The organism is Janthinobacterium sp. EB271-G4-3-2 (assembly GCF_020858035.1).
GTDB lineage: Bacteria > Pseudomonadota > Gammaproteobacteria > Burkholderiales > Burkholderiaceae_D > Janthinobacterium > Janthinobacterium aestuarii.
In genome coordinates this window covers 202754-227535 of record NZ_JACYMG010000006.1, presented here as the reverse complement: position 1 = coordinate 227535, position 24782 = coordinate 202754, and the positions used below count along the sequence as shown (strand labels likewise).

The window sequence follows — 24782 nt, the reverse complement described above, 5'->3', positions numbered from 1 at the left end:
CTGCTACAGGGCGGCGCTCCAGTGGTCGAGCTGCTGCGTGGTGGCCGTCACGCCGCCGCAGACGATGACGAGCACATTGCGGTAGGGCGCCAGTTCCGGTACTTTGCCGTAGACGGCCGCCAGCGCCGCGCCGCAGGCCGGCTCCACCACCAGGCGCTGGTCGCTGATAAACCGCTGGCAGGCGTCGACGGCGTCCCGGTCCGATACCACGACGCTGTGCAGCGGGCGCGTCTGGCTGATCGAGTATGCCTGCGCGCACACCTGGCGCGCGGCCAGCGACGTGGCGATGCTCGTCACGGCGGGCAGGGCCACGTGTTCGCGCGCGGCCACGGCGGCCGCCAGCGAGGCGGCGCCTTGCGTTTCCACGGCCACGATGGCCACGTCATCCCAGCCGTTGCGCTGCAAGCCTTCGGCCACGCCGGCCAGCAGGCCGCCGCCGCCCACCGACAGCACCACGGCGTCCGGTTTCAGGCCGGCGCCGGCCACTTCATCGATCATGCCGGCATGGCCCTGCCACAGCAGAGGGTCGTCGAACGGGTGCAAAAAGGCGTCTTGCGGCGTGAGCATGGATTGCGCCAGCGCGTTTGCTTCCTGCCAGGCGGCGCCGTGCACGATGACTTCGGCGCCTTCCTGGGCGATCAGTGCCCTGGCCCGTTCGCTCGTCGTTTCCGGCACGACGACGATGACGGGAATGCCCAGCTGGCGTCCCGCATAGGCGACGGCGATGCCGGCATTGCCGCCGGAAGAGGAGATGAAACGGCTGGCGCCGCGCCGCGCGTATTCTTCGCAGGCGAGGCCGATGCCGCGGATCTTGAAGGAGCCGGGCGGCTGCAAGGCTTCGAGCTTGAGCCAGATGGCGCGTTCGCTGAGCAGGCTCAGGGCGCGCGAGTTGAGCAAGGGAGTTTCGATGTGCAGGGCCATGCGTGTTCCTGGTAAACAGTCAGGCCAGCATCATAGCCGAAGCGCGCGCGCCGCCGCGTCACCCTTGCCGGTATTGACTTAGTTCAGCGGGGCGCTCTTGAGCTGGTGCGTGCGCGCCACTTCCTTCATCGCTTCGAGCAGGTCGTCGCGCAGCTGGCGCGGCAGCTTGCCGAAGAATTCCTCGTCGTTCTGGTCGGCCATCTCGGCCAGCACGGGCACCAGCGCCTCGCCTTCCGTGGTCAGCTCGATCGAATGCTGGCGGCGGTCGGCCAGCAGGATGGACTTGCTGACCATGCCCTTGCTTTCCAGGCGGTCGATCAGTTTCGATACGGCGCCCTTGCTCATGCCGGACACTTGCGCCAGCACCGTGGGCGAGGTGCAGCCGAGGCGGAACATTTCGCGCAGCACCACCCATTCGGACACCGTCACGCCATTGGCTTCGGCTTTTTTCTGGAAACTGTGGGAAACATGGTTGGAAACGAAACGCAGCCAGTAACCGAGGTGGGCTTCCAGTTCGCTGACGGGAACGCTGTTGGGACGGGCGGCTTGCGGCATGGCGGCCGATTCAAAATTATGGCTCATTTCTCTTCCTTCACTGGGCGGCGTTGCCGGCATGGTTAAGGCCTTCACGCTTGCTGTCGAGTGGTTTGTTTGGGAACTATCATCGTGCTTGAGGTATTTTTAACACTGTTTTCACAGGAAATCACTCAGCGGCAAAGAGTTTTTTCCTTTTTTCTTACTCTAGATAAATAAAAAGCAATATCAAGCAAATAATCGTATTGCGAGAGAGGAAGATTAAAAAAATAACTCATGTTGCATCAATGGTAACAGCATTTTTGCCGAATTGATAAATATTTCATATCATTCTGTATGCTGGCCCACACAAGACGTATTGCCCACGCGACAGCGCGCAGTTTTACTGCGGAAATGTGACCCCTCAGGCCAGCACCACCTTCACGCCCGCTTCGCGCAGCACTTCGGCAAAGCGGGGCGGCGGTGGCGCATCCGTAAACAAGATGTCGATTTGCGCCAGGTCGGCCAGGCGCACGAGCGCCTTGCGCCCGAATTTATGCTGGTCGGCCACCAGCCATACTTCGCGCGACTGTTCGATGATCGCTTGCGCCACCTTCACTTCGCGCGCGTCGAAGTCGCGCAGGCTGCCGTCCTCGTCGATGCTGGAAATGCCGATGATGCCGATGTCGACCTTGAACTGGCGGATGAAGTCGATGGTGGCTTCGCCCACGATGCCGCGGTCGCGCCCGCGCACCACGCCGCCGGCCACGATGACTTCGCAGGCCGCGTTGTCGGCCAGGATGGCGGCCACGTTCAGGTTGTTCGTCACCACGTGCAAGCCCGTGTGCCGTCCCAGCGCGCGCGCCACTTCCTCGGTCGTCGTGCCGATATTGATCAGCAGCGAGCAGCCGTGCGGCACTTGCGCGGCGACGGCGGCCGCGATGCGCCGCTTGGCGTCGCTGTTGAACACTTGCCGCTGGCTGTAATCGATGTTTTCCACGGATGAGGGCAAGCCGACTCCGCCGTGGTAGCGGGCCAGCAGGCGCGCTTCTTCCATCTGCTTGACGTCGCGGCGCACGGTTTGCGGCGTCACGTCCAGCTGCTGGGCCAGCTCTTCGACCGACATGGTGACCTTCTGGCGCACCACTTCGAGCAGGCGGCGCTGGCGGGGATTCAAAATCATGGGCTTGTCTCTTTAAAAAAACACAAACGAACAAAAACGAACAAATAGTGATAAAAATATGTTGCTATCGATTCGCAAACTGGCGTATCTTATCCATATTGCATTCGAATTACATCTGTATTGATCTTAACGACAGTCGCCGGCGATGCCTAGTCTTTCCTCGCCGGCGTGTCCTGACATACATGGAGTCCCGATGGCCGCAGCACAGCAGGGTGTGGAGACAGCGATCAAATGCGACGTGCTGGTGGTCGGCGGCGGCATCAATGGCGCCGGCATCGCGCGCGACGCGGCCGGGCGGGGCTTGTCCGTGGTGCTGTGCGAAAAGGATGACCTGGCGTCCCACACCTCGTCGGCTTCCACCAAGCTGATACATGGCGGCCTGCGCTACCTCGAATACTATGAGTTCGGCCTCGTGCGCAAGGCGCTGATCGAGCGCGAAGTGCTGCTGCGCTCGGCGCCGCACATCATGTGGCCGCTGCGTTTCGTCATGCCGCACGCGAAGGGGCAGCGTCCGGCCTGGCTGATACGCGCCGGCCTGTTCCTCTACGATATGCTGGCGAAGCGGGAAATCCTGCCGGCCTCCAGCGGCATCGACCTGACGCGCCATGTGGCCGGCACACCGTTACAACCCCAGTTCAAGCGCGGCTTCGTGTATTCCGACGGCTGGGTCGACGATGCGCGCCTCGTGGTGCTCAATGCCATCGACGCGGCGGACAACGGCGCGCACGTGCTGACGCGCACGCGCTGCATGATGCTGGCGCGCGAAGGCGACGCTTGGCAGGCCACCTTGCAGCACGCCAGCGGCACGCAGACGACGGTGCGCGCGCGCAGCGTCGTCAATGCGGCCGGGCCGTGGACGGCCGAGTTCCTGCGGCAGGCGACGCCCGGCGGGCAGGGCCGGCACTTGCGCCTGATCAAGGGCAGCCATATCGTCGTCAAGCGCCTGTTCGATCATGATCACGCGTATATCTTCCAGCATCCGGACGGGCGCATCGTGTTTGCCATTCCGTATGAGCACGATTTCACCCTGATCGGTACCACCGACCTCGACTATCACGGCGACACTGGCAAGGTGGAAATCGATGACGAGGAAATTCGTTACTTGTGCGAGCTTTCCAGTTACTATTTCAGCAAGCCAATCGTGCCGGCCGACGTGGTCTGGACGTATGCGGGCGTGCGCCCGCTGGTGGAAGACGCGGCGGCCGACGCCAAGGCCGTCACGCGCGATTACCGTTTCGAGCTGGACCGGGAAGGTGCGCCATTGCTCAGTGTTTTTGGCGGCAAGATCACCACCTTCCGCAAGCTGGCCGAGGAAGCGATGGACATGCTGGCGCCCTTGCTGGGCAACGCGCGTCCGGCCTGGACGGAGCAGGCTTGCCTGCCCGGCGGCGACGTGTATGGCGCCGTGCCGCAGAACCGGGCCGTGCGCGAGTTCGGCCAATTCGTGCAAGGCTTGCAGCGCGAATATGCGTGGCTGCCGGCGGCGCTGGTGGCGCGCTATGCACGCGCCTACGGCACGCGCGTCCACGTGCTGCTCGAAGGGCGGGCGGACGTGGCGGCCATGGGCGAGGAAATTGCCGCCGGCCTGTACGCGGCGGAAGTTGATTATGTGCGGCGCCATGAATGGGCCGTCAGCGCGGCCGACATCCTGTGGCGGCGTTCCAAGCTGGGCCTGCACCTGCCGCGCGAGACGGCGGGCACGCTCGATGCCTGGCTGTTGCAACACCCTTTGCCGTAAGCACAAAACGTTGGCGACCGCGCCCCGCAGAGGGTGCGGCGAAGAATAAGAAACCATCACTGGAGGAGAAGCGCGTGCAACTGGTACTGGACAAGATCAGCAGGAAGCAGGGGGCTGACGACTTTTTATATCCGATGTCGCTGGCATTGGTGCCGGGCGCCATCAACGTCTTGCTGGGCACCACGCGTGCCGGCAAGACGACCCTGATGCGCGTGATGGCGGGCCTGGACAAGCCCAGCGGGGGCACCGTGACGGCCGACGGCGTCGACGTGACGGGCGTGCCCGTCAGCAAACGCAACCTGGCCATGGTGTACCAGCAATTCATCAACTATCCGGCCTTCACCGTCTACGACAATATCGCTTCGCCCTTGCGCCTGCGCAAGGTACCCGAGGAGCAGATACGCACGAAAGTGCTGGCGCTGGCCGAGCGCCTGCACATCACGCCTTACCTGCAGCGCACACCGGGAGAGTTGTCGGGCGGCCAGCAGCAGCGCACGGCGCTGGGGCGCGCGCTGATCAAGGATGCGTCGCTGCTGCTGCTCGACGAACCCCTGGTCAACCTCGACTACAAATTGCGCGAGGAATTGCGCCGCGAATTGACGGAACTGTTTTCCAGCGGCAGCACGACGGTCGTGTACGCGACCACGGAACCGCTGGAAGCGCTGCAGCTGGGCGGCCACGTGGCCGTGCTGCACGAGGGACGACTGCTGCAGCAGGGGCCGACGCTGGACGTCTTCAACGCGCCCAATTCCATCGACGTGGCGCGCACCTTCAGCGACCCGCCGATCAACCTGATCCCCGCCCGCTTGGATGCGAACGGCGTGGCCCAGGCGGCCGATGGCCTGTCGATCCATTTGAGCGGCGCACAGCGCGCCCGCCTCGGTGGCAGCACGGAGGTGATCCTCGGCGTGCGCGCGCACAGCCTGCATCTGTCGCCGCAGTCCGATGGCGACGTGGCCATCGCGGCGCAGGTGGATTTGGCGGAAATCAGCGGCTCGGAAACCTATGTGCATGCGCGCCGAGGCGACCTGGCCCTGGTGGCGCAACTCGGCGGCGTGCACAACCTGGAGATCGGCAGCGCCTGCACCGTGTATTGCCAGCCGCATGCCTTGCTGATCTTTGCCAGTGATGGCGGCCTGCTGTTTGCTCCTGCGCAAGGAGGGGCGTGACATGGCGCGCATCGAACTGGTCGACCTGGCCCACGCCTATAAACCGAATCCCACCGCACCGGCCGACTATGCGCTGCGGCCCATGAGCATGGCGTGGCATGACGGCGGCGCCTACGCCTTGCTGGGGCCGTCCGGCTGCGGCAAGACGACCTTGCTCAACATTATCTCCGGCCTGGTAAAGCCATCGCATGGCAAGGTGCTGTTCGACGGCAAGGACGTCACGCAACTGCCGACCGAGGCGCGCAATATCGCGCAAGTGTTCCAGTTTCCCGTCATCTACGACACCATGACCGTGCACGACAACCTGGCGTTTCCGCTGCGTAATCGCGGCTGGAAAGAGATCGAGGTGAAAAAGCGCGTGCAGCAAGTGGCGCAGATGCTGGAATTGACGGGCGACTTGAAATTGCGCGCCAGCGGCTTGTCCGTGGATGCCAAGCAAAAGATTTCGCTGGGACGGGGGCTCGTGCGTCCCGACGTGGCGGCCGTGCTGTTCGACGAACCGCTGACAGTGATCGATCCGCATCTGAAATGGCTGTTGCGCCGCAAGCTCAAGGAAATCCACCACGAACTCAAATTGTCCCTGATCTATGTCACGCACGACCAGGTGGAGGCGCTGACCTTTGCCGACCAGGTGGTCGTCATGACGCAGGGCGAAGTGGTGCAGACGGGCAGCGCGCAAGCGCTGTTCGAGGAACCCGAGCACACGTTTGTCGGCTATTTCATCGGCAACCCGGGCATGAACTTGCTCGATTGCACCCTGGACGATGGCGGCGTGCGCGTGGCGGGACAGGCGCTGGCCGTGTCCGCTGCCGCCCGCGCGGCGCTGTCTGGCGCGCCAGGGAAAATCACGCTGGGCGTGCGGCCGGAATTCGTCGAATGCCTGGCGGTAGGTGAGGGCGGCGCGGGGAGCGACCATTGCCTGGACGCCACGGTGACGGCCGTGCGCAACATGGGCACGCATTACCTGGCGGAATTCCAGCTGGGCGGCGCGACGGTGGCGGCCAAGCTGCGCGCCATTGATGCCGTCGCCGGGAATGCCGTGCGGCTGCGCTTTCCGCCGCAACGCACCCTTTACTATGTCAACGATAAGCGGGTGGCCTGATGATACATAACGGTAAAACCGATAACAACCGCCGCGCCTGGCTGCTGATCTTGCCCGTGCTGCTGTGCGTGGCCTTTTCCGCCATCCTGCCCCTGATGACGGTGGTGAACTATTCCGTGCAGGATATTTTGAGCCCCACGCAAAAGGTTTTCGTGGGCACGGAATGGTTCCGCATGGTCATGCTGGACGGCGACCTGCACAGCGCCTTGCTGCGCCAGCTGCTGTTTTCCGGCTCCGTGCTGGCCATCCAGATTCCGCTGGGCATCCTGATTGCCCTGTGCATGCCGGCCGATGGCTGGAAGGCGTCCCTCGCCTTGGTGCTGATCGCGCTGCCCTTGCTCATTCCCTGGAACGTGGTGGGCACCATCTGGCAAATCTTCGGCCGCGGCGACATCGGTCTGATGGGCTATACCCTGAACCAGCTGGGCTTTGACTACAACTACAACGGCAATTCGCTCGACGCCTGGCTGACGGTGATGGTGATGGATATCTGGCACTGGACGCCGCTGGTCGTGCTGCTGTGCTATGCGGGCTTGCGCGCCATTCCCGACGCGTATTACCAGGCGGCGCGCATCGACGGCGCCTCGCGCCTGGCCGTGTTCCGCTACATTCAGCTGCCGAAACTGCGCAATGTGCTGATGATCGCCGTCTTGCTGCGCTTCATGGACAGTTTCATGATCTACACGGAACCGTTCGTGCTGACGGGCGGCGGACCGGGCAATGCCACCACGTTCCTGTCGCAGTACCTGACGCAAAAGGCCGTGGGCCAGTTCGACCTGGGCCCGGCCTCGGCCTTCTCACTGATCTATTTCCTCATCATCCTGCTGTTCTGCTTTGTGCTGTACACGTGGATGCAGCGGGTCGGCACGGGAGACCAGAAATGATGCACAAGAAAATGAGCAGCACCATCCTGATCGTCTTTTTGCTGGGCTCGCTGTTGCCCATCTACTGGATGCTCAATATGTCGCTCAAGACCAACGAGGAAATCGTCGGGGTCTTGAGCCTGTGGCCCCAGCAATGGACGTTCGCCAACTACCACACGATTTTTACCGACCGGTCCTGGTACAGCGGCTACATCAATTCCATGATTTACGTGGCCTTGAACATGGTGATGTCGGTCACGGTCGCCTTGCCGGCCGCGTATGCGTTCTCGCGCTACAACTTTGTTGGCGACAAGCATTTGTTTTTCTGGCTGCTGACCAACCGCATGACGCCGCCCGCCGTCTTCCTCGTGCCGTTCTTCCAGCTGTATTCGACGGTGGGCCTGATGGATACGCACCTGGCCGTGGCGCTGGCGCACATGGTGTTCAACGTGCCGCTGGCCGTGTGGATCTTGGAAGGTTTCATGTCCGGCGTGCCGAAGGAAATCGACGAGACGGCGTATATCGACGGCTACAGCTTCCCGCGCTTCTTCATCCGCATCTTCTTGCCGATGATCAAGTCGGGCGTGGGCGTGACGGCGTTCTTCTGCTTCATGTTCAGCTGGGTGGAATTGCTGCTGGCGCGTACTTTGACTTCCGTCAACGCCAAGCCGATCGCCGCCACCATGACGCGCACCGTCTCGGCGGCCGGCATGGACTGGGGCGTGCTGGCGGCGGCGGGCGTGCTGACCATCGTGCCTGGCGCGCTGGTGATCTGGTTCGTGCGGCATTACATTGCCAAGGGTTTCGCGATGGGGAGGGTGTGACATGGAAAATAATACCGATAGCACAGCCAGCCTGTTCGGCTGGATGGCGTGGACGCCGGAAGTGGCCATCTTCTTCATTTGCATCGGCTTGATGCTGGCTGGCATGACGGTGTGGCAAATCCGCTCGCCCAGCATCGAACGCAAGGGTTTTTTGCCCATGCCGACGACGCGCGGCGACCGCCTGTTCATCGGCTTGCTCACGGCGGCCTATGTGAATCTGGCGTGGGCGGGGTTTACGGAAATGCAGCAGGCGATAGGCGCTGCCATCAGTTTTGTGTTGTTGTTGATTGTTATGCGTTGGGGATAACCGGCTTGCCGGTGTTGATGGATGCCGTACCGCCAGCAGGCGGCCGGTAAAAACTATAAAAGGAGATTCACGATGAAATTGAAGTTCACGGTCTTCGCGGCTGCGGCCATGCTCGTGTCGAATGCGGCCCTGGCCGACGCCAAGCAGGCGCAAACCTGGATCGACAAGGAATTCCAGCCGTCCAGCCTGAGCAAGCAGCAACAGCTTGCTGAAATGAAATGGTTCATCGATGCGGCGGCCAAGCTGAAAGCCAAGGGCATCAAGGAGATTTCCGTGGTTTCGGAAACCATCGACACCCACGTCTACGAATCGAAGACCCTGGCCAAGGCCTTCGAGGAAATCACGGGTATCAAGGTGCGCCACGACATCATCCAGGAAGGCGACGTGGTGGAAAAGCTGCAAACGTCGATGCAGTCCGGCAAGAGCATCTATGACGGCTGGATTTCCGATTCCGACTTGATCGGCACCCACTACCGCTATGGCGCCGTCGAACCGCTGTCCGACTACATGGCCGCCAAGGGCAAGGAATTTACCAATCCTGGCCTGGACTTGAAGGATTTCATCGGCATCAGCTTTACCACGGCGCCGGACGGCAAGGTCTATCAGTTGCCCGACCAGCAATTCGCCAACCTGTACTGGTTCCGTGCAGACTGGTTCGCGCGCAAGGATTTGCAAGCCAAGTTCAAGGCCAAGTATGGCTACGAGCTGGGCGTGCCGCAAAACTGGTCCGCGTATGAAGACATCGCCGATTTTTTCACGAATGACGTGAAGGAACTGGACGGCAAAAAAGTCTATGGCCACATGGATTATGGCAAGAAAGATCCTTCGCTGGGCTGGCGCTTCACCGATGCGTGGCTGTCGATGGCTGGCGCGGCCGACAAGGGCATTCCGAACGGCATGCCCGTCGACGAGTGGGGCATCAAGGTGGCGGCCGACAAGTGCACGCCCGTGGGCGCGTCCATGTCGCGCGGCGGCGCCACCAATTCGCCGGCGGCCGTCTTTGCGCTGACGAAATACATCGACTGGATGAAGAAATACGCGCCGCCGCAGGCGAACGGCATGAATTTCTCGGAATCGGGCCCCGTGCCGGCGCAGGGCGAAATCGCCCAGCAAATCTTCTGGTACACGGCATTTACGGCCGGCATGACGAAACCGGGCTTGCCGGTGGTGAACAAGGACGGCACGCCGAAATGGCGCATGGCGCCGTCGCCGCACGGCCCGTACTGGAAAGAGGGCATGCAGAACGGCTACCAGGACGTCGGTTCCTGGTTCCTGTTCAAGTCCACGCCCGATGACCGCAAGGCCGCCGCCTGGCTGTACGCGCAATTCGTCACATCGAAAACCGTGTCGCTGAAGAAATCCATCGTCGGCCTGACCTTCATCCGCGATTCCGACATCCGCCACGATTACTTCACGAAACATGCGAACGAATACGGCGGTTTGATCGAGTTTTACCGCAGCCCCGCCCGCGTGGCGTGGACGCCGACCGGCAACAACGTGCCCGACTATCCAAAGCTGGCGCAGCTGTGGTGGAAGAACGTGGCCACGGCCATCACGGCGGAAAAAACGCCGCAAGCCGCCATGGATAACCTGGCCGAGGAAATGGACCAGGTCATGGCGCGCCTGCAGCGGGCCGGCATGAAGGCCTGCGCGCCCAAGCTCAATCCGAAGGTCGATCCGAACCAGTATCTGTCGGACCAGCACGCCCCATGGAAAAAGCTGGCGAATGAAAAACCGAAGGGTGAAACGATTGCCTACGACAAGCTGCTGCAAGCCTGGAAAGAAGGCAAGGTAAGGTAAACTGCCGCCGCAGTGCCGAGGGCACGGAGTGAATCCGCTCCGTGCCTGTTTTTACCCGTTTTTCCGCGCCACCAGACAATGACCAAATATATACTTGCTTTAGATCAGGGCACCACCAGTTCGCGCGCCATCCTGTTCGACCATGCGGGCCGGCCGCACGCCAGCGCGCAGCGCGAGTTCCGCCAGATTTTCCCCCAGCCGGGCTGGGTCGAGCATGACGCGAACGAAATCTGGGCCTCGCAAGAAGGCGTGCTGCAGCAGGTGCTGCGCGACAGCGGCGTGGCCGCTTCCGACGTGGCCGCCATCGGCGTGACCAACCAGCGCGAAACGACGGTGCTGTGGGACCGCGCCACGGGCGAACCCGTCGCCAACGCCATCGTCTGGCAAGACCGCAGAAACGCGGCCTATTGCGAGCAGCTGGTCGAGCAGGGCAAGGCGGACGTGATCCAGCAAAAGACGGGTCTCGTGCTGGATGCCTATTTTTCCGCCACCAAACTCAAATGGCTGCTCGACAACGTTCCCGGCGCCCGCGCGCGCGCCGAACGGGGCGAGCTGGCCTTCGGCACCGTCGACAGCTGGCTGATCTACAAGATGAGCGGCGCCCACTTGACGGACACGAGCAACGCGGCGCGCACCATGCTGTTCAACATTCATACTTTGCAATGGGACACGGATCTGCTGGCGCTGCTCGATATTCCCGCCTCGCTGCTACCCGACGTCGTGCCCTCGAGCGGCGTGGCCGCACACACGCACGTTGATCTGCTGGGCATCTCCGTACCGATCGCCGGCATCGCGGGCGACCAGCAGGCGGCGACGTTCGGCCAGGCCTGCCTGAAGCCGGGCATGGCCAAGAATACCTACGGCACGGGCTGCTTCATGCTGATGAACGTGGGCAAGCGCCCCTTGCCATCGAAAAACCGGCTGCTGACGACGGTGGGCTGGAGCCTGGGCGCGGGCAGCGACAAGACCGATTACTTGCTCGAAGGCAGCGCCTTTATCGCCGGCGCGGCCGTGCAATGGATGCGCGACGGCATCGGCATCATCCGCGACTCGTCCGAAGTGGAAGCGCTGGCCACCAGCGTGCCCGATTCGGGCGGCCTCGTTTTCGTGCCCGCGTTCGCTGGCCTCGGTGCGCCGTACTGGGACCCGTATGCGCGCGGCACCCTGATCGGCATCACGCGCGGCACGGGCAAGGCGCACATCGCGCGCGCGGCATTGGAAGGCGTGGCCTACCAGAACGTGGACGTCCTGTCCGCCATGCAGGACGATGCGGGCATCGCGCTTTCCGAACTGCGCGTCGATGGCGGCGCGGCCCGCAACGACATGCTGATGCAGTTCCAGGCCGACATATTGAATGTACCTGTCGTGCGTCCCGTGGTGACGGAAACGACAGCTCTGGGCGCCGCCTACCTGGCGGGCCTGGCCGTGGGCTTTTGGGAATCGCAGGAAGAAATCGCCGCCCAGTGGCAGGTGGGACGCCGTTTCGAGCCGGCCATGGCGGCCGATGAACGCTTGAGCCGGCTGCACAAGTGGCAGCGGGCCGTGGAACGCTCGCGCGACTGGAGCGAGTGAGTCAGGGAATAAGCCAGGATCAATGGCGCATGAAATACACGGCATAGCCCACCGTTTCGCGCGGCACGGAATACAGGTCGCGCAGCTCGAAATAGGGCGCGTGCACGTGGCCGCTGACGGTGATGCCGCTGCGCTCCAGCGCCAGCCGGAAGCGGGGCACGTGAAAGTATTGCGTGGCCACCATGGCCGTGTGCCAGCCGTGTTGGCGCATCAGGGCCGCAGCGTTGCGGGCCGTGGCGTCCGTCGTCCAGCCTTGATTATCTTCAATAATGACGCCAGCCGGCACGCCGCGCGATTGCAGGTAGCGGGCCATAGCTGCGGCCTCGTCAAAACCTTCCTTGCCCGTCGCCCCGCTGACGAGGATGCGCGGCGCACTGTGTTCCTGAAATTGCTTGAGCGCTACGTCGAGCCGCGCCCGCAGGCGGGGGCTGGGCGTGCCGTCAGGCAGGATCGTATTGCCGGGCACGACGATCACGTCGGCGGGGGCCGGCTTGTCGTTGAGTCCATCGAGGACCAGGGCCGCCGTGGCCAGCAGGAACAAGCCAACAGCGCTTGAACCGAGCACAGTTATTTTTCGCATCGTTCATCATCAAGTTGGGAATGGACGCATGATACCCGTCCATTCCCGCCGGCGTCAGTTCGCCTGCGCCTTGCGCGCGCGCTGGTTCGACAGATAAATATTGTCGATTTCCAGCGGCTTGCCTTCGCTTACGGCCTTGAGCCAATCCTGCGTGCTGGCGACGGCGGCGAAATTCGAATGGAACACGGCGCTGAAGACGCGGTGGATTTCCTCGGCGCTGGCCGTGCCGCCCGCATTGGCGTACGGCAGGGTGCCGGTGGCGTCCTGCAGGAATTCCACCTGCAAGCCGTCGTGCGCGGCGTGGTAGATGGTGGCGGCGTCGCAGTTGTGCGTCATGTAGCCGATCACGCTCAGGGTGTCGATACCGTGAGCATCCAGCCAGGCGCGCAAGTCCGTACCCGCAAAGGCGCTGCCCATGGTCTTGTTGATGCGGTGGTCGGCGGCAAAGGCGGCCACTTGCGGATGCAATTGCCAGCCGTCGCTGCCCTTGGCGAAGATGGGCGAGGCTTCCGGCGCGTCGTGCTGGACGACGATCACGGGCACGCCGGCGGCGCGGGCGGCGGCCATGGCCTGGACGATGTTCGGCAGGGAAATGTCGACGGATGGATATTCGATGGGCATGTCGCCCGTGAAGTATTCGTTTTGCACGTCGATGACGAGCAGGGCGCGGCGCGGTGCGGTAGTGTTGGACATGCGTGACTCCTGAATGGTTGAAAGAGGAAGGACTTCCCCGATACAGCCATTTTCAAGCCGCGCGGCATGAACAAAAAGTGGCCCAAAGGCCTATCTGCGATAAAATCGGGCCATGCCTACCATTTCTTCTTCCCCCTTGAGCGTGGCCGTGATCGCCTTCGACGGCATGACGCCGTTTCACCTGTCCGTGCCTTGCCTCGTGTTTGGCGCCCAGACCGACGAGGCCGATCTGCCGCCTTTCCACGTGCGCGTATGCGCCGCCGATCCCGTACCGTTGCGCACGGCGGCCGGCTTCGGCATCACGCCCGAGTTCGGCCTGGAAGGGCTGGACGGGGCCGATATCGTCATCATGCCGGCCTGGCACGACGATTGCCGCGATGCGGCCGCGCCCCTGGTCGCGGCGCTGCAGACGGCGAGCCGGCGCGGCGCGCGCATGGTCGGCCTGTGCCTGGGCGCGTTTCCCCTGGCGCAGGCGGGCTTGTTGGATGGCAAGAGCGCCGCCACGCACTGGGGCATGGCGGACCGGCTGGCGGCCCGCTATCCCAAGGTCAGGGTGGACCGGGAAGTGCTGTATGTGGACGATGGCGCCGTGCTGACGTCGGCCGGCGTGGCGGCCGGCCTCGATTGCTGCCTGTATCTGCTGCGCCAGCTGGCGGGCGCCGAGGTGGCGAACCGGGTGGCGCGCCGCCTGCTGGTGGCGCCGCATCGCCAGGGCGGGCAGGCGCAATTCATCGAGCGTCCGCTGCCCGTGTCCGGCAGCGAAGGGCGCTTTGCCGACGTGCTCGCGGGCGTGACGGCCAGCCTGGGCCAGGCGCACAGCATCGACGCGCTGGCCGAACAGGCCGCCATGAGCCGGCGCAATTTCACGCGCCACTTCCGCCAGGCCATGGGCACGTCGTTCAAGCAGTGGCTGCTGAACCAGCGCCTGGCGCATGCGCAAGGCTTGCTGGAAAAGAGCGCGGCCTCGATCGATGTCGTGGCGCAAGAGTCCGGCTTCGGCACGGCCCTGTCGCTGCGCCAGCATTTCCGGGCGAACTTGCAGACGTCGCCGTCGGCGTATCGCAAGCTATTCCGGCAGCAGCTAGGCCAGGTTGCCTGACCATAGCGACGCCGGGTCCCGGCTGCCCTGCGGCAGCATCGCGCTGACGGCGATTTGCCGCGCGATGAAGGCGGCAGGATCGAAGGCGTAGCGTTCCTGGAACGAGACGGTTTCCGCGCTCATCAGTTCGGCGTAGGTCTGCATCAGGGTCGAGGCGCGTATCGAGTCGCCCTGGGCCAGGTAGTCGTCGATGGCGGCCAGCAGCACGCGATAATCCCCATTTTCCTTGCTGCCGCCAAAGTGGAACGACAACTGCCCGCAGGCGCGCCAGATGGGGTCAAGCTCCCCCTCCGGCACCGGTTGCGTGCGCAGCCATTGCAAGGCTTTCAGGGGCGGACCGCCGAATGACGGTGGCGATATGATGGCCTGGATCGCCACCCTGACGGCGTCACCGGTTCTTCCCGCGCGCACGTACTGGCCGTGCAGCAAGACCAGGGCGTCCGTATATTCGGGAACGATGGCCAGCGCCGCTTCCAGCAGCGCGATGGCCGCCTCCGGCTTGCGCTGCGCGATCTGTTCCTTGGCTTCCAGGAAAGCGGCGCGAGGCGAAGCGGGGTCGTCGGCCAGTGCTGGTGTGCCGACATACTCGTCTTCCGCTGCTGCGTAGGCTTGCAGAAACGCCGTCAGGCTGGAAAAGTGCGGCTGGATGCGCCACTCGTCGTGCCACGTTTCGACGATGATCGGTTCCGCCGCTTCGCGGCCGATGGGCCAGTACAGGCCGAACGTGTCGCCATTGCCCAGTGCACTTTCTGCAAACGGGGTGAAGCCGAGCGGTGGATACGCTGTCGTGTGTTGCCAGTCTTGTTCGATCGAGATGCGGGCGAGGTTTGCAGGTGGTTGCATGGAAGTTATAGAGGATAAAACGCCAGTGTAGAGCAAGAGCGCATCCACCAGCGTTCCCTGTCACGGCACCTGGGCAGGGGCAAGGCCCTTCAGTCGCGTTCCGGCACCGGCACGTTGAAGCCGTTCAAGGTGGTCGAGACCAGCGCGTACAGGCCCACCAGGTAGATCAGCTCGTTGGTGCCGTGCTGGCCAAAGGTGGCCAGCGCCAGGCGGTACAGCGGCTCCGGCAGCGTGCCGCCGCCGCTGAGCGCGTAGGCCAGGTCGTAGGCGATGCTCTCATGCTGGTCGAGGTCGACCGGCTTGACGTCGGCCACCAGCGTGGCCAGGCGCTCGGCCGACATGCCTTCGCGCTCCGCGACGGCGATGTGGGCATAGATTTCATAGGCGGCGTTGTAGCGCGCGCCGACCACCAGGATGGCAATCTGGCGCAGGTTATCGGGCAGCGTGGCGTTGGCCGTCATGGCCAGGATCAGGTCCCAGATGGCCTTGCCGATGGCCGGTTCGTGCAGCCACGGATTCCATGGTCCCATCAGGGCGCCGTCTTCGCGCACGGCGATGAAATCGTTGAAATTGCTGGTGATGCCTTTGCGCATATCGTCGTACAGCGGCTGCTGTTCGGGCGTCAGGTCTGGCGGAGCGATCAGGGGCAGGCGCATGGGAACTCCTTGCTGGGTAGGTGAGCGGTGGGCGGCGGTAGCCAGCAGCCAGTATAGCCAGCCAGCGTGGCAGGCGGCGCCCGTTCGCTGTGCGCCTACTTGCGCGGCTCGTGTATCCGGAATTTCCTGACGATACCGGCCTGGTCGAACATGACGGCCACTTCGCGCGTGCCTTTTTCGCCGAGCTGGGGGATCAGCCGCGTCACCTTGGGCGCTTGCAGCTGGTTCTTGTAGACCCAGACTTCATAGCCGGGATCGAAGCTGACGACGGTGGCGTTGCCCAGGGCCGCGTCGAGGTCGAGGCGGGTGGTCTTGCCGACCTTGATGTTTTGATAGATGGCGCCATTGTCCGGCGCGCGGTTGACCTTGTATTCACTGGCGGTGCACATGGCCACGGCCAGGCCCGCGAGGCAGGAAACTGCCAGTTTGATCAATGTGTTCATAGGGACTCCCAGTGTGCATCACTGCTTCCAATCTCAGAGGGGACGGGCGTGATGTCAGGAGAGGAGTGTGCTTGCGAACCAGGCAATGTGCTACAAGATTATACAAAGGTGCACAAAACGATGCCTTTGGTGCCGGCTGGCGGTACTTTTACCGGCTCTGCAATACGTCGGTCGACAGCGCCAGCGTTTCCTTGATTTCTTCCATCACCACATAGCTTTTCGATTGCGCGGCGCCGGGCAGCTGCAGCAGCATGTCGCCCAGCAACTTGCGGTACTCGGCCATTTCATGGATGCGCGCCTTGATCAGGTAATCGAAGTCGCCCGACACCAAGTGGCATTCCTGTACCTCGGGAATTTGCAGCACTTCGCGGCGGAATTGCTCGAAGGCGGACGCGGATTTTTGATTGAGCGTAATCTCTACAAAGACGAGCAGCTTGGCGCCCAGCGCGGCCGGGTTCACCTTGGCATGGTAGCCCGTGATGACGCCATCGCGCTCCATGCGCTTGACCCGCTCGATGCAGGGCGTGATGGACAGCCCCACCTGTTCACCGAGGTCTTTCATCGAGATGCGGCCATCCTGTTGCAGGATGCGCAGGATGTGGCGATCCAGCTTGTCGAGGCCACGTGCCGATTCTTTAAGGATTCTCATGATTTATTGCTGAATATCTCGATTTATACGTGAACAAATACTGGCTCTTTCCCAATATGATAGCGGTTAATCTGGCGTCAGCCTAAAAAAATATAATGAGGAAACTATGCGTATCGTGATTCTGGGTAGCGGCGTCATCGGCGTCACCAGTGCTTACTATCTGGCCAAGGCAGGACATGAGGTGACCGTCATCGACCGCCAGCCGGGCCCGGCACTGGAAACCAGCTTCGCGAATGCGGGGCAAATCTCGCCCGGCTACGCTTCGCCATGGGCTGCGCCCGGTATTCCCCTGAAAGCCGTGAAGTGGATGATGCAGCGCCACGCGCCCCTGGCCATCTCGCTCGACGGCAGCGCCGCTCAGCTCAAATGGATGTGGCAGATGTTGCGTAATTGCACACCGGAAGCATATGCCGTGAACAAGGAACGCATGGTGCGCCTGGCCGAATACAGCCGCGACTGCTTCAAGGTGCTGCGCGCCGAGGCGGGTATCACGTATGAAGGCCGCCAGCAAGGCACGATGCAATTGTTCCGCACCGAAAAGCAATACAACGATGCCGCCAAGGATATCGAAGTGCTCAAGGATGCGGGCGTGCCGTATGAAGTACTGCAGCGCAACGAACTGTCGCGCGCCGAACCGGCCCTCGAAGCGGTCAAGGATAAACTGTTCGGCGGCCTGCGCCTGCCCAATGATGAAACGGGCGATTGCCAGCTGTTTACCACGCGCCTGTCCGAGATGGCCGTGGCGCTGGGCGTGAAGTTCCGTTACGGCGTCTCCATCGACGCGCTGTTGACGCAGGGTGATGAAATCGCCGGCGTGCAGTGCGGCGCGGAAATCGTCAAGGCCGACTCCTATGTGGTGGCGCTCGGTTCCTATTCGACGGGCTTCATGCAGCCGCTGCTGGACATTCCCGTGTATCCATTGAAAGGCTATTCGATCACCGTGCCTATCGTCAACGCGGCCAAGGCGCCCGTGTCGACCATCCTCGATGAAACCTACAAGATCGCCGTGACCCGTTTCGACGACCGCATCCGGGTGGGCGGCATGGCGGAAATCGCCGGCTACAACCTGAACCTGAACCCGCGCCGCCGCGAAACCCTGGAGATGGTCGTCAACGACCTGTTCCCCGGCGGCGGCAACACGGCCGAGGCCACGTTCTGGACGGGCTTGCGCCCGATGACGCCGGACGGCACGCCTATCGTCGGCCGCACGCCGCTGCGCAACCTGTTCCTCAACACGGGCCACGGCACCCTGGGCTGGACCATGTCCTGCGGTTCGGCGCAGTTGCTGGCCGACCTGATGTCGTCGAAAAAGCCGGCCATCCTGGCCGACGACCTGTCCGTCAGCCGCTACAGCGGCGCGCAGGGCCATGGCAAACTGCAGCACGCGGCGGCCTGAGATGGGGGCCAGCATGCCTCCCAAGGAACGTAGCGGCGCCATCCTGACGGTGGACCTCGATGCCGTGCGCGCCAATTACCGCTTGCTGCGCGACAAGGCGCACCCGGCCGCCTGTTCAGCCGTCGTGAAGTCCGACGCGTATGGCCTGGGCGCCGCGCAAGTGGGCGCGGCCCTGTATGAAGAGGGTTGCCGCCATTTCTTCGTCGCCCACCTGGAGGAGGGCATCAGCCTGCGCCCGCACGTGGCGCCGGACGCGGCCATCTTCGTGCTGCACGGCCCGCCCGTCGGCACGGAAGGCGAATTCACGGCCCACGGCCTGACGCCAGTGCTCAACAGCGAACCGCAGGTGGCGGGCTGGCGTCAGCACGCAGCAGCGCTGGGCACCGCCCTGGACGCCATCGTGCAGGTCGACACGGGCATGTCACGCATGGGTTTGTCGCCGCAGGAAATCGATGCCTGGCTGCTGGACCCGCACTTTCTCGACGGCATCAAGGTGCGCTACCTCATGAGCCACCTGGCTTGCGCCGACGAACGCGCCAACCCGATGAATGGCGAGCAGCTGGCCCGTTTCATCGCCATCCGCGCCCGTTTGCCGCAGTACCGCGCCAGCCTGGCCAATTCCTCGGGCATCTTTTTGTCGCCCGATTACCACTTCGACCTGGTGCGCCCCGGTGCTGCCCTGTACGGTATCGGGCCGCAGGGCGGCGAACCGAATCCCCTGCGCTCCGTGGTGCGGCTGCAAGGCAAGGTCTTGCAGACGCGCACGATTGCCGCCGGCGATCATGTGGGCTACAGCCGCCGCTATACGGCCAGCGAGCCGCGCCAGGTGGCCACTGTTTCCGTCGGTTACGCCGATGGCTGGCTGCGCAGCATGAGCAACCAGGGCCTGGCCATCGTCGACGGCGTGAAAGTGCCGCAGATCGGCGCCATCTCGATGGATTCCATCACGCTCGATGTGAGCGCCATCGCCGAAGAGCGCGTCGCGCCGGGCAGCCTGGTCGACCTGATCTGCGCCGAACACCCGGTCGACGCCGTCGCGGCCATGGCCAATACCATCGGCTACGAGGTGCTGACCAACCTGGGCGGGCGCTACTACCGCGAATACCAGGGATTGGCTGGCGCACGCTAAACAGCGCGAAACCCATGATTGTGTGGCAAGATAGCCCCGGTGTGAACTCCACTCCGGGGCTTCTTTTTAACCATCATCGGGGATATATATGAGCCAATATAACGTTGCTATCATCGTCGGCAGCCTGCGCAAGGATTCCTTCAACCGCAAACTGGCCGACGCCATCGTCAAGCTGGCGCCGCCCGAGTTTTCCTTCAAGCACATTGAAATCGGCGACTTGCCGTTGTACAACCAGGATGACGATGGCGCGCAGGCCGAGCAGGTGCTGCGCCTCAAATCCGACATTTCCGCATCGCAAGCCTTGCTCTTCCTCACTCCCGAATACAACCGCTCGATTCCCGGCGTGCTGAAAAACGCGCTCGACCACGGTTCGCGTCCGTATGGCCAGAGCGTGTGGGGCGGCAAGCCGGGTGCAGTGCTCGGCGTGTCCGTCGGTGCCACGGGCACGGCCCTGGCGCAGCAGCATTTGCGCAATGTGCTGTCCTACCTGGACGTGCCGCTGCTGGGACAGCCCGAGATGTTTATCCAGGCCAAGGATGGCCTGTTTGACGAGGATGGCGGCATCGGTCCGGCCAGCCTCGGTTTCTTCCAGGGCTGGATGCAGCGCTACGTGGACTGGGTCCGCAAGCACGCTATCCACGCTTGATGCAAATCAAAGCGGCAGCGTTCTGCTTTGCCGCTTGTACATTTTCTTTGACCACGGATGCCAATATTTCAATATTGGCACGGGCGTCTCGGTATAATGCGCTCTTTCTTTAGCGCAATACTTTCCAATTTCTTGCCGACCCCATGTGGACTAAACCTGTTCTGCGCATGAACCTGCGCCGTTTGATCGTGCTCGTGGCCTTTGCCAGCGCCCTGGTGTCCCTGGCCAATACGTTTTATGCCAGTTACAGCGTGCAGCGCCAGTTGCTGATCGATACGACCCTGGAAGCGAACCACGCGTATGCGAGCAAGCTGGCCAGCACGGCCGAGGATTTCCTGCAGTCGGCGCGCCAGCAACTGGCCTACAGCGCCGGCGGCTTGCCATCGCGTATGGGCGACGACGCCTGGCTGACGGATGAGGCGCAGCGCCTGCGCCTGCAAACGAACAGTTTCAATTCCGTGCTCATCGTCAATGCGGACGGCAAGGTGCTGGGCGTGTCACCTGAAACCCTGGCCCTGAAAAACCGCACGCTCGACTCCGTCGGCGCCGCGCAGGCGCTGCGCGAACGGCGTCCGCTGGTGACGCAGCCGTATATGTCCTCGGCGGGCAACCTGGTGGTCTTCGTTTCGCATCCGATCGTCGGCAAGGATGGCCGCTACCTCGGCTATGTGGGCGGCAGCATCTACCTGAAACAGAAAAACATCCTGTACACCATGCTGGGCCAGCATTACTACCGCGATGGTTCCTACCTGTATGTGGTGGATCAGAACCGGCGCCTGCTGTACCACCCGGACCCCGAGCGCCTGGGCGACGTGGCCGGCAGCAATCAAGTCATCGACGCCATCGTCGCGCAGCAGGGCGGCGGCAACCGGCGCATGAACAACAGCCTGGGCGTGGACATGCTGGCTGGCTACGCCGTCATGCCGTCGACGGGCTGGGGCATCGTGGCGCAGCGTCCCACGGCCATGACCCTGGCCCCGCTGAACCAGCTGATGGCCAATACGGTATGGCATTCGCTGCCGATCGCCTTGCTGAGCCTGCCATTTATCTGGTGGCTGGCCAGCCTGATTTCACGCCCCCTGATGCAATTGGCCGACGGCGCGCGGCGCATGGACGCGCCCGGCACGGCCGAGCACATCGCCGGCATCCGTGCCTGGTATGTGGAGGCGGCGCAAATCAAGAAAGCCCTGCTGAAGGGCTTGGCGTTGTTGCAGAACAAGATCGGCAAGTTGAAGACCGACGTGCAGACGGATCCGCTGACGGGCCTGTCGAACCGGCGCGGCATGGCGGCGGCGCTCGACGTCTGGCAGGCGCAGGCGCGGCCGTTTTCCGTCATCGCCATCGATATCGACCATTTCAAGCAAGTCAACGACCAGTGGGGCCATGCCGTGGGCGACGACGTCATCCTGCGCCTGGCACAGCTGATGCGCGCCTGTTCGCGCGATGCCGACGTGCTGTGCCGTACTGGCGGCGATGAATTCATCATGCTGCTGCCCGACGCCGACCTCGACGCGGCCCTGCAGGTGGCCGAGCGTTTGCGCGCCAGGGTGGCCGCCGCCGTGATTCCCGGCGCGGGCGCCATCACGGTCTCGCTGGGCGTCGTGTCGTCGGAACAGGAGGCGGGCAATACGGACGCCGTGCTGCTGGCCGCCGACGCCGCCCTGTACGTGGCCAAGGAAAACGGGCGCAATTGCGTGGGCATCACGGAGCCTGCCTGAAACTGATCCGTTGTTTTCTGTTGCATCTGAGCCTGTCCTCTTCGCCCGCCAGCGCTTACCATGTGGCCCTGATCAGATACAACGAGGACAAGGGGATGGCAGGGGGGATGAATGACGTTTGAGCAAGAACCTGGCATCCGCTGCGAAGTCGATGGACAGCCGCATCCGCTGGCCTTTCTCGGCTGCCGCGAACTCAACTACGGCCAGCGCAGCGAGCTGCCGCTGCACCCGTTTCGCCTGAGCGTGCCGGAAACGGCGCTGGCGGGCCTGCTCGACGAGCCCTTCAACAGTTTTATCCAGACGTGCCGCGAAGACGACCTGCAGTACGAAGAAAGCGACTTGCCCGCGCTCAAGGAAGCGGGCTATCCCGATATCACGGCCATGCTGGCGGGCCACCGGCCGCTGCTGGCCGGGATGCTGCTCGACTTCATGATCGGCGACTTGCTGGCCGCCATCGGCCGCGCCAGCGGCTACCGTCCACCGCGTGCCCGGTATTGGGGCGACGTGGAGGCGGCCGATGGCCGCGCCTATTTCACCATTAATGAAGTGCAGAAAGTCCATTTTGCCGATGGCCAGGCCATCTTTGAAGGGCAGGGCTACCACGGCGTCTACGTCATCTGGCTGACGCACGGCTACGTCCGTAAATAGGGGCTTGACCTTCCTCATGTGGGAAGGTTTATAGTTGTGCCATGAACCGTGCCTTTTTCCGCTTTCTCGCCCGCTCGCTGCTCTGGCTGCTAGCCGTCACGCTGCCCTTGCAGGGCTTTGCGTCGGCCATGCGCAGTTGCTGCGTGGATGAGCTGGCGGTCGCCGTCACGGTCACTGCTACCGCAATCGAGGCGCCCCCGTGCCACGACATGGCGGATATGCAGATGCAGGACCAGCCGATGAAAATGGCCATGGACGATGGCGGCGCCACGCACCATGGCCATGATTGCAGCAACCATGGCGCTTGTACGGTGGCCGCCACGGCGCCGCCCGGCATGCCTGCCTTGCACGCCTTGACCCTGCGCGCGCCGCCTCCGGCGCTGGCGCCCGATTCCCTGTTCGCCGGGCATATCCCGCCTGGTCCCGAACGTCCCCCGAGAAGCACGCGCTCCGCCTGACCGCCCGTTGAACCTGGCGGTGCCGCCGTCGCACGTCCCAGCATCCTGAGCCTTGCACCGGCCGCGCCAGCGTTCCAGTCGCGCGCCCGCCGCGCCATACCCTGTCATTCAAGGAATACCATGAAACACCTGTTCAGCCTCGCGCTGGCTGTGCTGCCGCTGGCTGCCGCAGCGCAGTCCCGGCCCGCCCCGCAAGAGGCGCAAGCGTCCGTGCCGGCCACCACCTACCGCTCCGCCTTTGCCGGCTACCGTCCATCCACCGAGGAAGATGCCACGCCCGACCAGACCTGGCGCGCCGTCAACGACAAAGTCGGCAAGGCCGGCGGCCACATGGGCATGATGAAAATGGATGGCCACAAGATGGATGGCCACAAGATGGAAGGGCACAAGATGCCGATGGCTGAGCCCAGCCCCAAGCCGGATGCCAGGCCCGCCCCGCAACATCAGCAGCACCAGCATGAAGGACACTGACATGACGCGTTTCAAGAACTCGTATGGCCTCAAGCCGCTGGCCCTGGCGGCCGTCCTGCTGCTCAGCGGCTGCGCCAGCTTCAGCCAGGATGGCGGCATGCAGACGGTCTCCGCGCTGGCCGACGCCCGCACGGGCGCCCCGGCGGCGCTGGCGGACAAGGGCGGCGAGGACAAGCTGACGCAATTGCTGGCCCAGCCCCTGGACGCCGACAGCGCCGTGCGCATCGCCCTGATGAACAACCACGGCATGAAAGTGGCGCTGGCCGAGCTGGGCGCGTCCGAATCGGACTTCGTGCAAGCGGGGCGCTTGCGCAATCCCGGCCTGTCGTTCGGCCGCTCGCACGGCAGCCACGGTAATGAAATCGACCGCGGCGTCAGCTTCGACCTGGCTGGCTTGCTGACCATGCCGATGCGCGTGAACATCGAACGGGGGCGTTTCGAGCAAGCCAAGCTGCAGGCCGCCAGCAGCGCCGTGCAACTGGCGTCCGACACGCGCCGCGCCTACTTCAACGCCGTGGCCGCCGTGCAGACGGAAGCGTTCATGCAGCGCGCGCTGCTGTCGGCCGAGGCGGGCGCCGAACTGGCCACGCGCTTGCAGCAGGCGGGCAACTGGAGCCGCCTCGACCAGGCGCGCCAGCAAGTATTTTATGCGGATGCCGTCGGCGACCTGGCCCGCGCCCGCCACCAGGCCACGGCCACGCGCGAGCACCTGACGCGCTTGCTGGGCCTGTGGGGCAAGCAGACCGGCTTTACTTTACCGTCGCGCTTGCCCGACTTGCCGGCCCAGGCGGCGGATGCGGGCAATATCGAGGCGCAGGCGATGGAGCAGCGCCTTGATGTGCAAAGAGCGAAACTCGACGCGCATGCGACGGCCGATGCGCTGGGCTTGTCCAAGGTGACGGGCTTCGTCAATGTGCTCGATGTAGGCTACACCAACAAGAGCAGCAGCGAGGCGCCGCGCGAGAACGGCTATGAAGTGTCGCTGGAATTGCCGCTGTTCGACTGGGGTTCGGCGCGCAATGCGAAGGCGCAAGCGCTGTACGAGCAGTCGCTGCAGCGCACGGCGGGCACGGCTGTCAAAGCCCGCTCGGAAGTGCGCGAGGCGTATTCGAGCTATCGCACGGCCTACGACCTGGCGCGCCACTACCGCGATGAAGTCGTGCCGCTGCGCAAGACGATCTCGCATGAAGTATTGCTGCGCTACAACGGCATGCTGGCCAGCGTCTTCGAGCTGCTGGCCGACGCGCGCGAACAGGTCGCCAGCGTCAACAGCGCCATCGAAACCCAGCGCGATTTCTGGATCGCGCAAACCGAATTGCAGTCAGCCATCAATGGCAGCGGCCCAGCCAACAAGGAATAAT

General features: G+C 63.5%; 26 protein-coding genes. 17 read left to right on the top strand and 9 right to left on the bottom strand.

The annotated features are described in order from the left end of the window. Nucleotides 1–3 precede the first annotated feature (3 nt). The 3 genes from IGS55_RS15050 to IGS55_RS15040 all read right to left on the bottom strand — a co-directional run bounded on the left by IGS55_RS15050 (nt 4) and on the right by IGS55_RS15040 (nt 2617). Nucleotides 4–921, bottom strand: a complete 918-nt coding sequence (locus IGS55_RS15050) for a pyridoxal-phosphate dependent enzyme (protein WP_230516317.1) — start codon at nt 919–921, stop codon at nt 4–6. Between the two features lie 78 nt (nt 922–999). Further along, nucleotides 1000–1503: a MarR family winged helix-turn-helix transcriptional regulator gene (locus tag IGS55_RS15045; RefSeq protein ID WP_230516316.1), complete on the bottom strand. Its 504-nt coding sequence runs from the start codon at nt 1501–1503 to the stop codon at nt 1000–1002. Nucleotides 1504–1858: 355 nt separating this feature from the next. Then, nucleotides 1859–2617 (bottom strand): DeoR/GlpR family DNA-binding transcription regulator, encoded by a 759-nt coding sequence (locus tag IGS55_RS15040; protein ID WP_175444512.1) that lies wholly within the window; start codon nt 2615–2617, stop codon nt 1859–1861. Between the two features lie 193 nt (nt 2618–2810). Here IGS55_RS15040 and glpD point away from each other — a divergent pair, with 193 nt between their 5' ends. The 8 genes from glpD (at nt 2811) to glpK (ending at nt 11992) form a co-directional block, all read left to right on the top strand. Then, nucleotides 2811–4355, top strand: coding sequence for a glycerol-3-phosphate dehydrogenase (gene glpD / locus IGS55_RS15035; protein WP_230516315.1), 1545 nt, complete (start codon nt 2811–2813; stop codon nt 4353–4355). A 74-nt stretch (nt 4356–4429) separates the two neighbouring features. Next, nucleotides 4430–5524 (top strand): ABC transporter ATP-binding protein, encoded by a 1095-nt coding sequence (locus tag IGS55_RS15030; RefSeq protein WP_230516314.1) that lies wholly within the window; start codon nt 4430–4432, stop codon nt 5522–5524. A gap of 1 nt (nt 5525) precedes the next feature. Then, nucleotides 5526–6626, top strand: a complete 1101-nt coding sequence (locus IGS55_RS15025) for an ABC transporter ATP-binding protein (protein WP_230516313.1) — start codon at nt 5526–5528, stop codon at nt 6624–6626. Further along, a complete protein-coding gene (locus IGS55_RS15020; RefSeq protein ID WP_034754965.1) occupies nt 6626–7510 on the top strand; it encodes a carbohydrate ABC transporter permease in 885 nt (294 codons plus the stop codon). The genes IGS55_RS15025 and IGS55_RS15020 overlap by 1 nt, the downstream gene beginning before the upstream one ends. After that, nucleotides 7507–8313: a carbohydrate ABC transporter permease gene (locus IGS55_RS15015; RefSeq protein WP_070222208.1), complete on the top strand. Its 807-nt coding sequence runs from the start codon at nt 7507–7509 to the stop codon at nt 8311–8313. The genes IGS55_RS15020 and IGS55_RS15015 overlap by 4 nt, the downstream gene beginning before the upstream one ends. 31 nt (nt 8314–8344) lie before the next feature. Continuing rightward, nucleotides 8345–8620, top strand: a complete 276-nt coding sequence (locus IGS55_RS15010) for a DUF2160 domain-containing protein (protein WP_034755012.1) — start codon at nt 8345–8347, stop codon at nt 8618–8620. A gap of 72 nt (nt 8621–8692) precedes the next feature. Further along, a complete protein-coding gene (locus IGS55_RS15005) occupies nt 8693–10420 on the top strand; it encodes an ABC transporter substrate-binding protein (protein WP_034779106.1) in 1728 nt (575 codons plus the stop codon). Nucleotides 10421–10498: 78 nt separating this feature from the next. Then, nucleotides 10499–11992, top strand: a complete 1494-nt coding sequence (glpK, locus tag IGS55_RS15000) for a glycerol kinase GlpK (RefSeq protein ID WP_230516311.1) — start codon at nt 10499–10501, stop codon at nt 11990–11992. 19 nt (nt 11993–12011) lie between these two features. On the opposite strand, the gene IGS55_RS14995 is transcribed toward glpK, so the two are convergent. Further along, the gene (locus tag IGS55_RS14995; protein WP_230516310.1) at nt 12012–12572 is read right to left on the bottom strand and encodes a YdcF family protein; all 561 of its coding nucleotides are present in this window, start codon (nt 12570–12572) and stop codon (nt 12012–12014) included. A 54-nt stretch (nt 12573–12626) separates the two neighbouring features. Beyond that, complete coding sequence (locus tag IGS55_RS14990) at nt 12627–13265, bottom strand: cysteine hydrolase family protein (protein WP_230516309.1); 639 nt, start codon at nt 13263–13265, stop codon at nt 12627–12629. A 136-nt stretch (nt 13266–13401) separates the two neighbouring features. On the opposite strand from IGS55_RS14990, the gene IGS55_RS14985 reads away from it, so the two are divergent. Next, entirely contained in the window at nt 13402–14364 is a 963-nt protein-coding gene (locus tag IGS55_RS14985) for a GlxA family transcriptional regulator (RefSeq protein ID WP_442908168.1), read from the top strand. Here IGS55_RS14985 and IGS55_RS14980 read toward each other — a convergent pair. The 4 genes from IGS55_RS14980 to IGS55_RS14965 form a co-directional block, all read right to left on the bottom strand. Further along, entirely contained in the window at nt 14347–15207 is an 861-nt protein-coding gene (locus IGS55_RS14980; RefSeq protein ID WP_230516307.1) for a hypothetical protein, read from the bottom strand. The genes IGS55_RS14985 and IGS55_RS14980 overlap by 18 nt on opposite strands. 89 nt (nt 15208–15296) lie before the next feature. After that, nucleotides 15297–15863, bottom strand: a complete 567-nt coding sequence (locus tag IGS55_RS14975; protein WP_230516306.1) for a carboxymuconolactone decarboxylase family protein — start codon at nt 15861–15863, stop codon at nt 15297–15299. 95 nt (nt 15864–15958) lie between these two features. Beyond that, nucleotides 15959–16306 carry a hypothetical protein gene (locus IGS55_RS14970; protein ID WP_230516305.1) on the bottom strand — a complete coding sequence of 116 codons (348 nt, stop codon included), beginning with the start codon at nt 16304–16306 and terminating at the stop codon, nt 15959–15961. 148 nt (nt 16307–16454) lie between these two features. After that, on the bottom strand, nt 16455–16955 hold the full coding sequence (locus IGS55_RS14965; protein WP_034754979.1) for an Lrp/AsnC ligand binding domain-containing protein: 501 nt from the start codon (nt 16953–16955) through the stop codon (nt 16455–16457). A gap of 106 nt (nt 16956–17061) precedes the next feature. Between IGS55_RS14965 and IGS55_RS14960 the strand changes: the two genes are divergently transcribed. The 8 genes from IGS55_RS14960 (at nt 17062) to IGS55_RS14925 (ending at nt 24781) form a co-directional block, all read left to right on the top strand. Continuing rightward, nucleotides 17062–18351 carry a D-amino acid dehydrogenase gene (locus IGS55_RS14960; RefSeq protein ID WP_230516304.1) on the top strand — a complete coding sequence of 430 codons (1290 nt, stop codon included), beginning with the start codon at nt 17062–17064 and terminating at the stop codon, nt 18349–18351. A 13-nt stretch (nt 18352–18364) separates the two neighbouring features. Then, nucleotides 18365–19480, top strand: coding sequence for an alanine racemase (gene alr / locus IGS55_RS14955; RefSeq protein WP_230516303.1), 1116 nt, complete (start codon nt 18365–18367; stop codon nt 19478–19480). 88 nt (nt 19481–19568) lie between these two features. Further along, the gene (locus IGS55_RS14950) at nt 19569–20126 is read left to right on the top strand and encodes an NADPH-dependent FMN reductase (RefSeq protein ID WP_230516302.1); all 558 of its coding nucleotides are present in this window, start codon (nt 19569–19571) and stop codon (nt 20124–20126) included. Between the two features lie 143 nt (nt 20127–20269). After that, nucleotides 20270–21844: a sensor domain-containing diguanylate cyclase gene (locus IGS55_RS14945; RefSeq protein ID WP_230516301.1), complete on the top strand. Its 1575-nt coding sequence runs from the start codon at nt 20270–20272 to the stop codon at nt 21842–21844. A gap of 111 nt (nt 21845–21955) precedes the next feature. Further along, nucleotides 21956–22492, top strand: a complete 537-nt coding sequence (locus IGS55_RS14940; protein WP_230516300.1) for a hypothetical protein — start codon at nt 21956–21958, stop codon at nt 22490–22492. Between the two features lie 41 nt (nt 22493–22533). After that, a complete protein-coding gene (locus IGS55_RS14935; RefSeq protein WP_230516299.1) occupies nt 22534–22950 on the top strand; it encodes a hypothetical protein in 417 nt (138 codons plus the stop codon). Nucleotides 22951–23070: 120 nt separating this feature from the next. Then, nucleotides 23071–23421, top strand: coding sequence for a hypothetical protein (locus tag IGS55_RS14930; protein ID WP_230516298.1), 351 nt, complete (start codon nt 23071–23073; stop codon nt 23419–23421). After that, a complete protein-coding gene (locus IGS55_RS14925; RefSeq protein WP_230516297.1) occupies nt 23408–24781 on the top strand; it encodes a TolC family protein in 1374 nt (457 codons plus the stop codon). The genes IGS55_RS14930 and IGS55_RS14925 overlap by 14 nt, the downstream gene beginning before the upstream one ends. Nucleotide 24782: the final 1 nt, after the last annotated feature.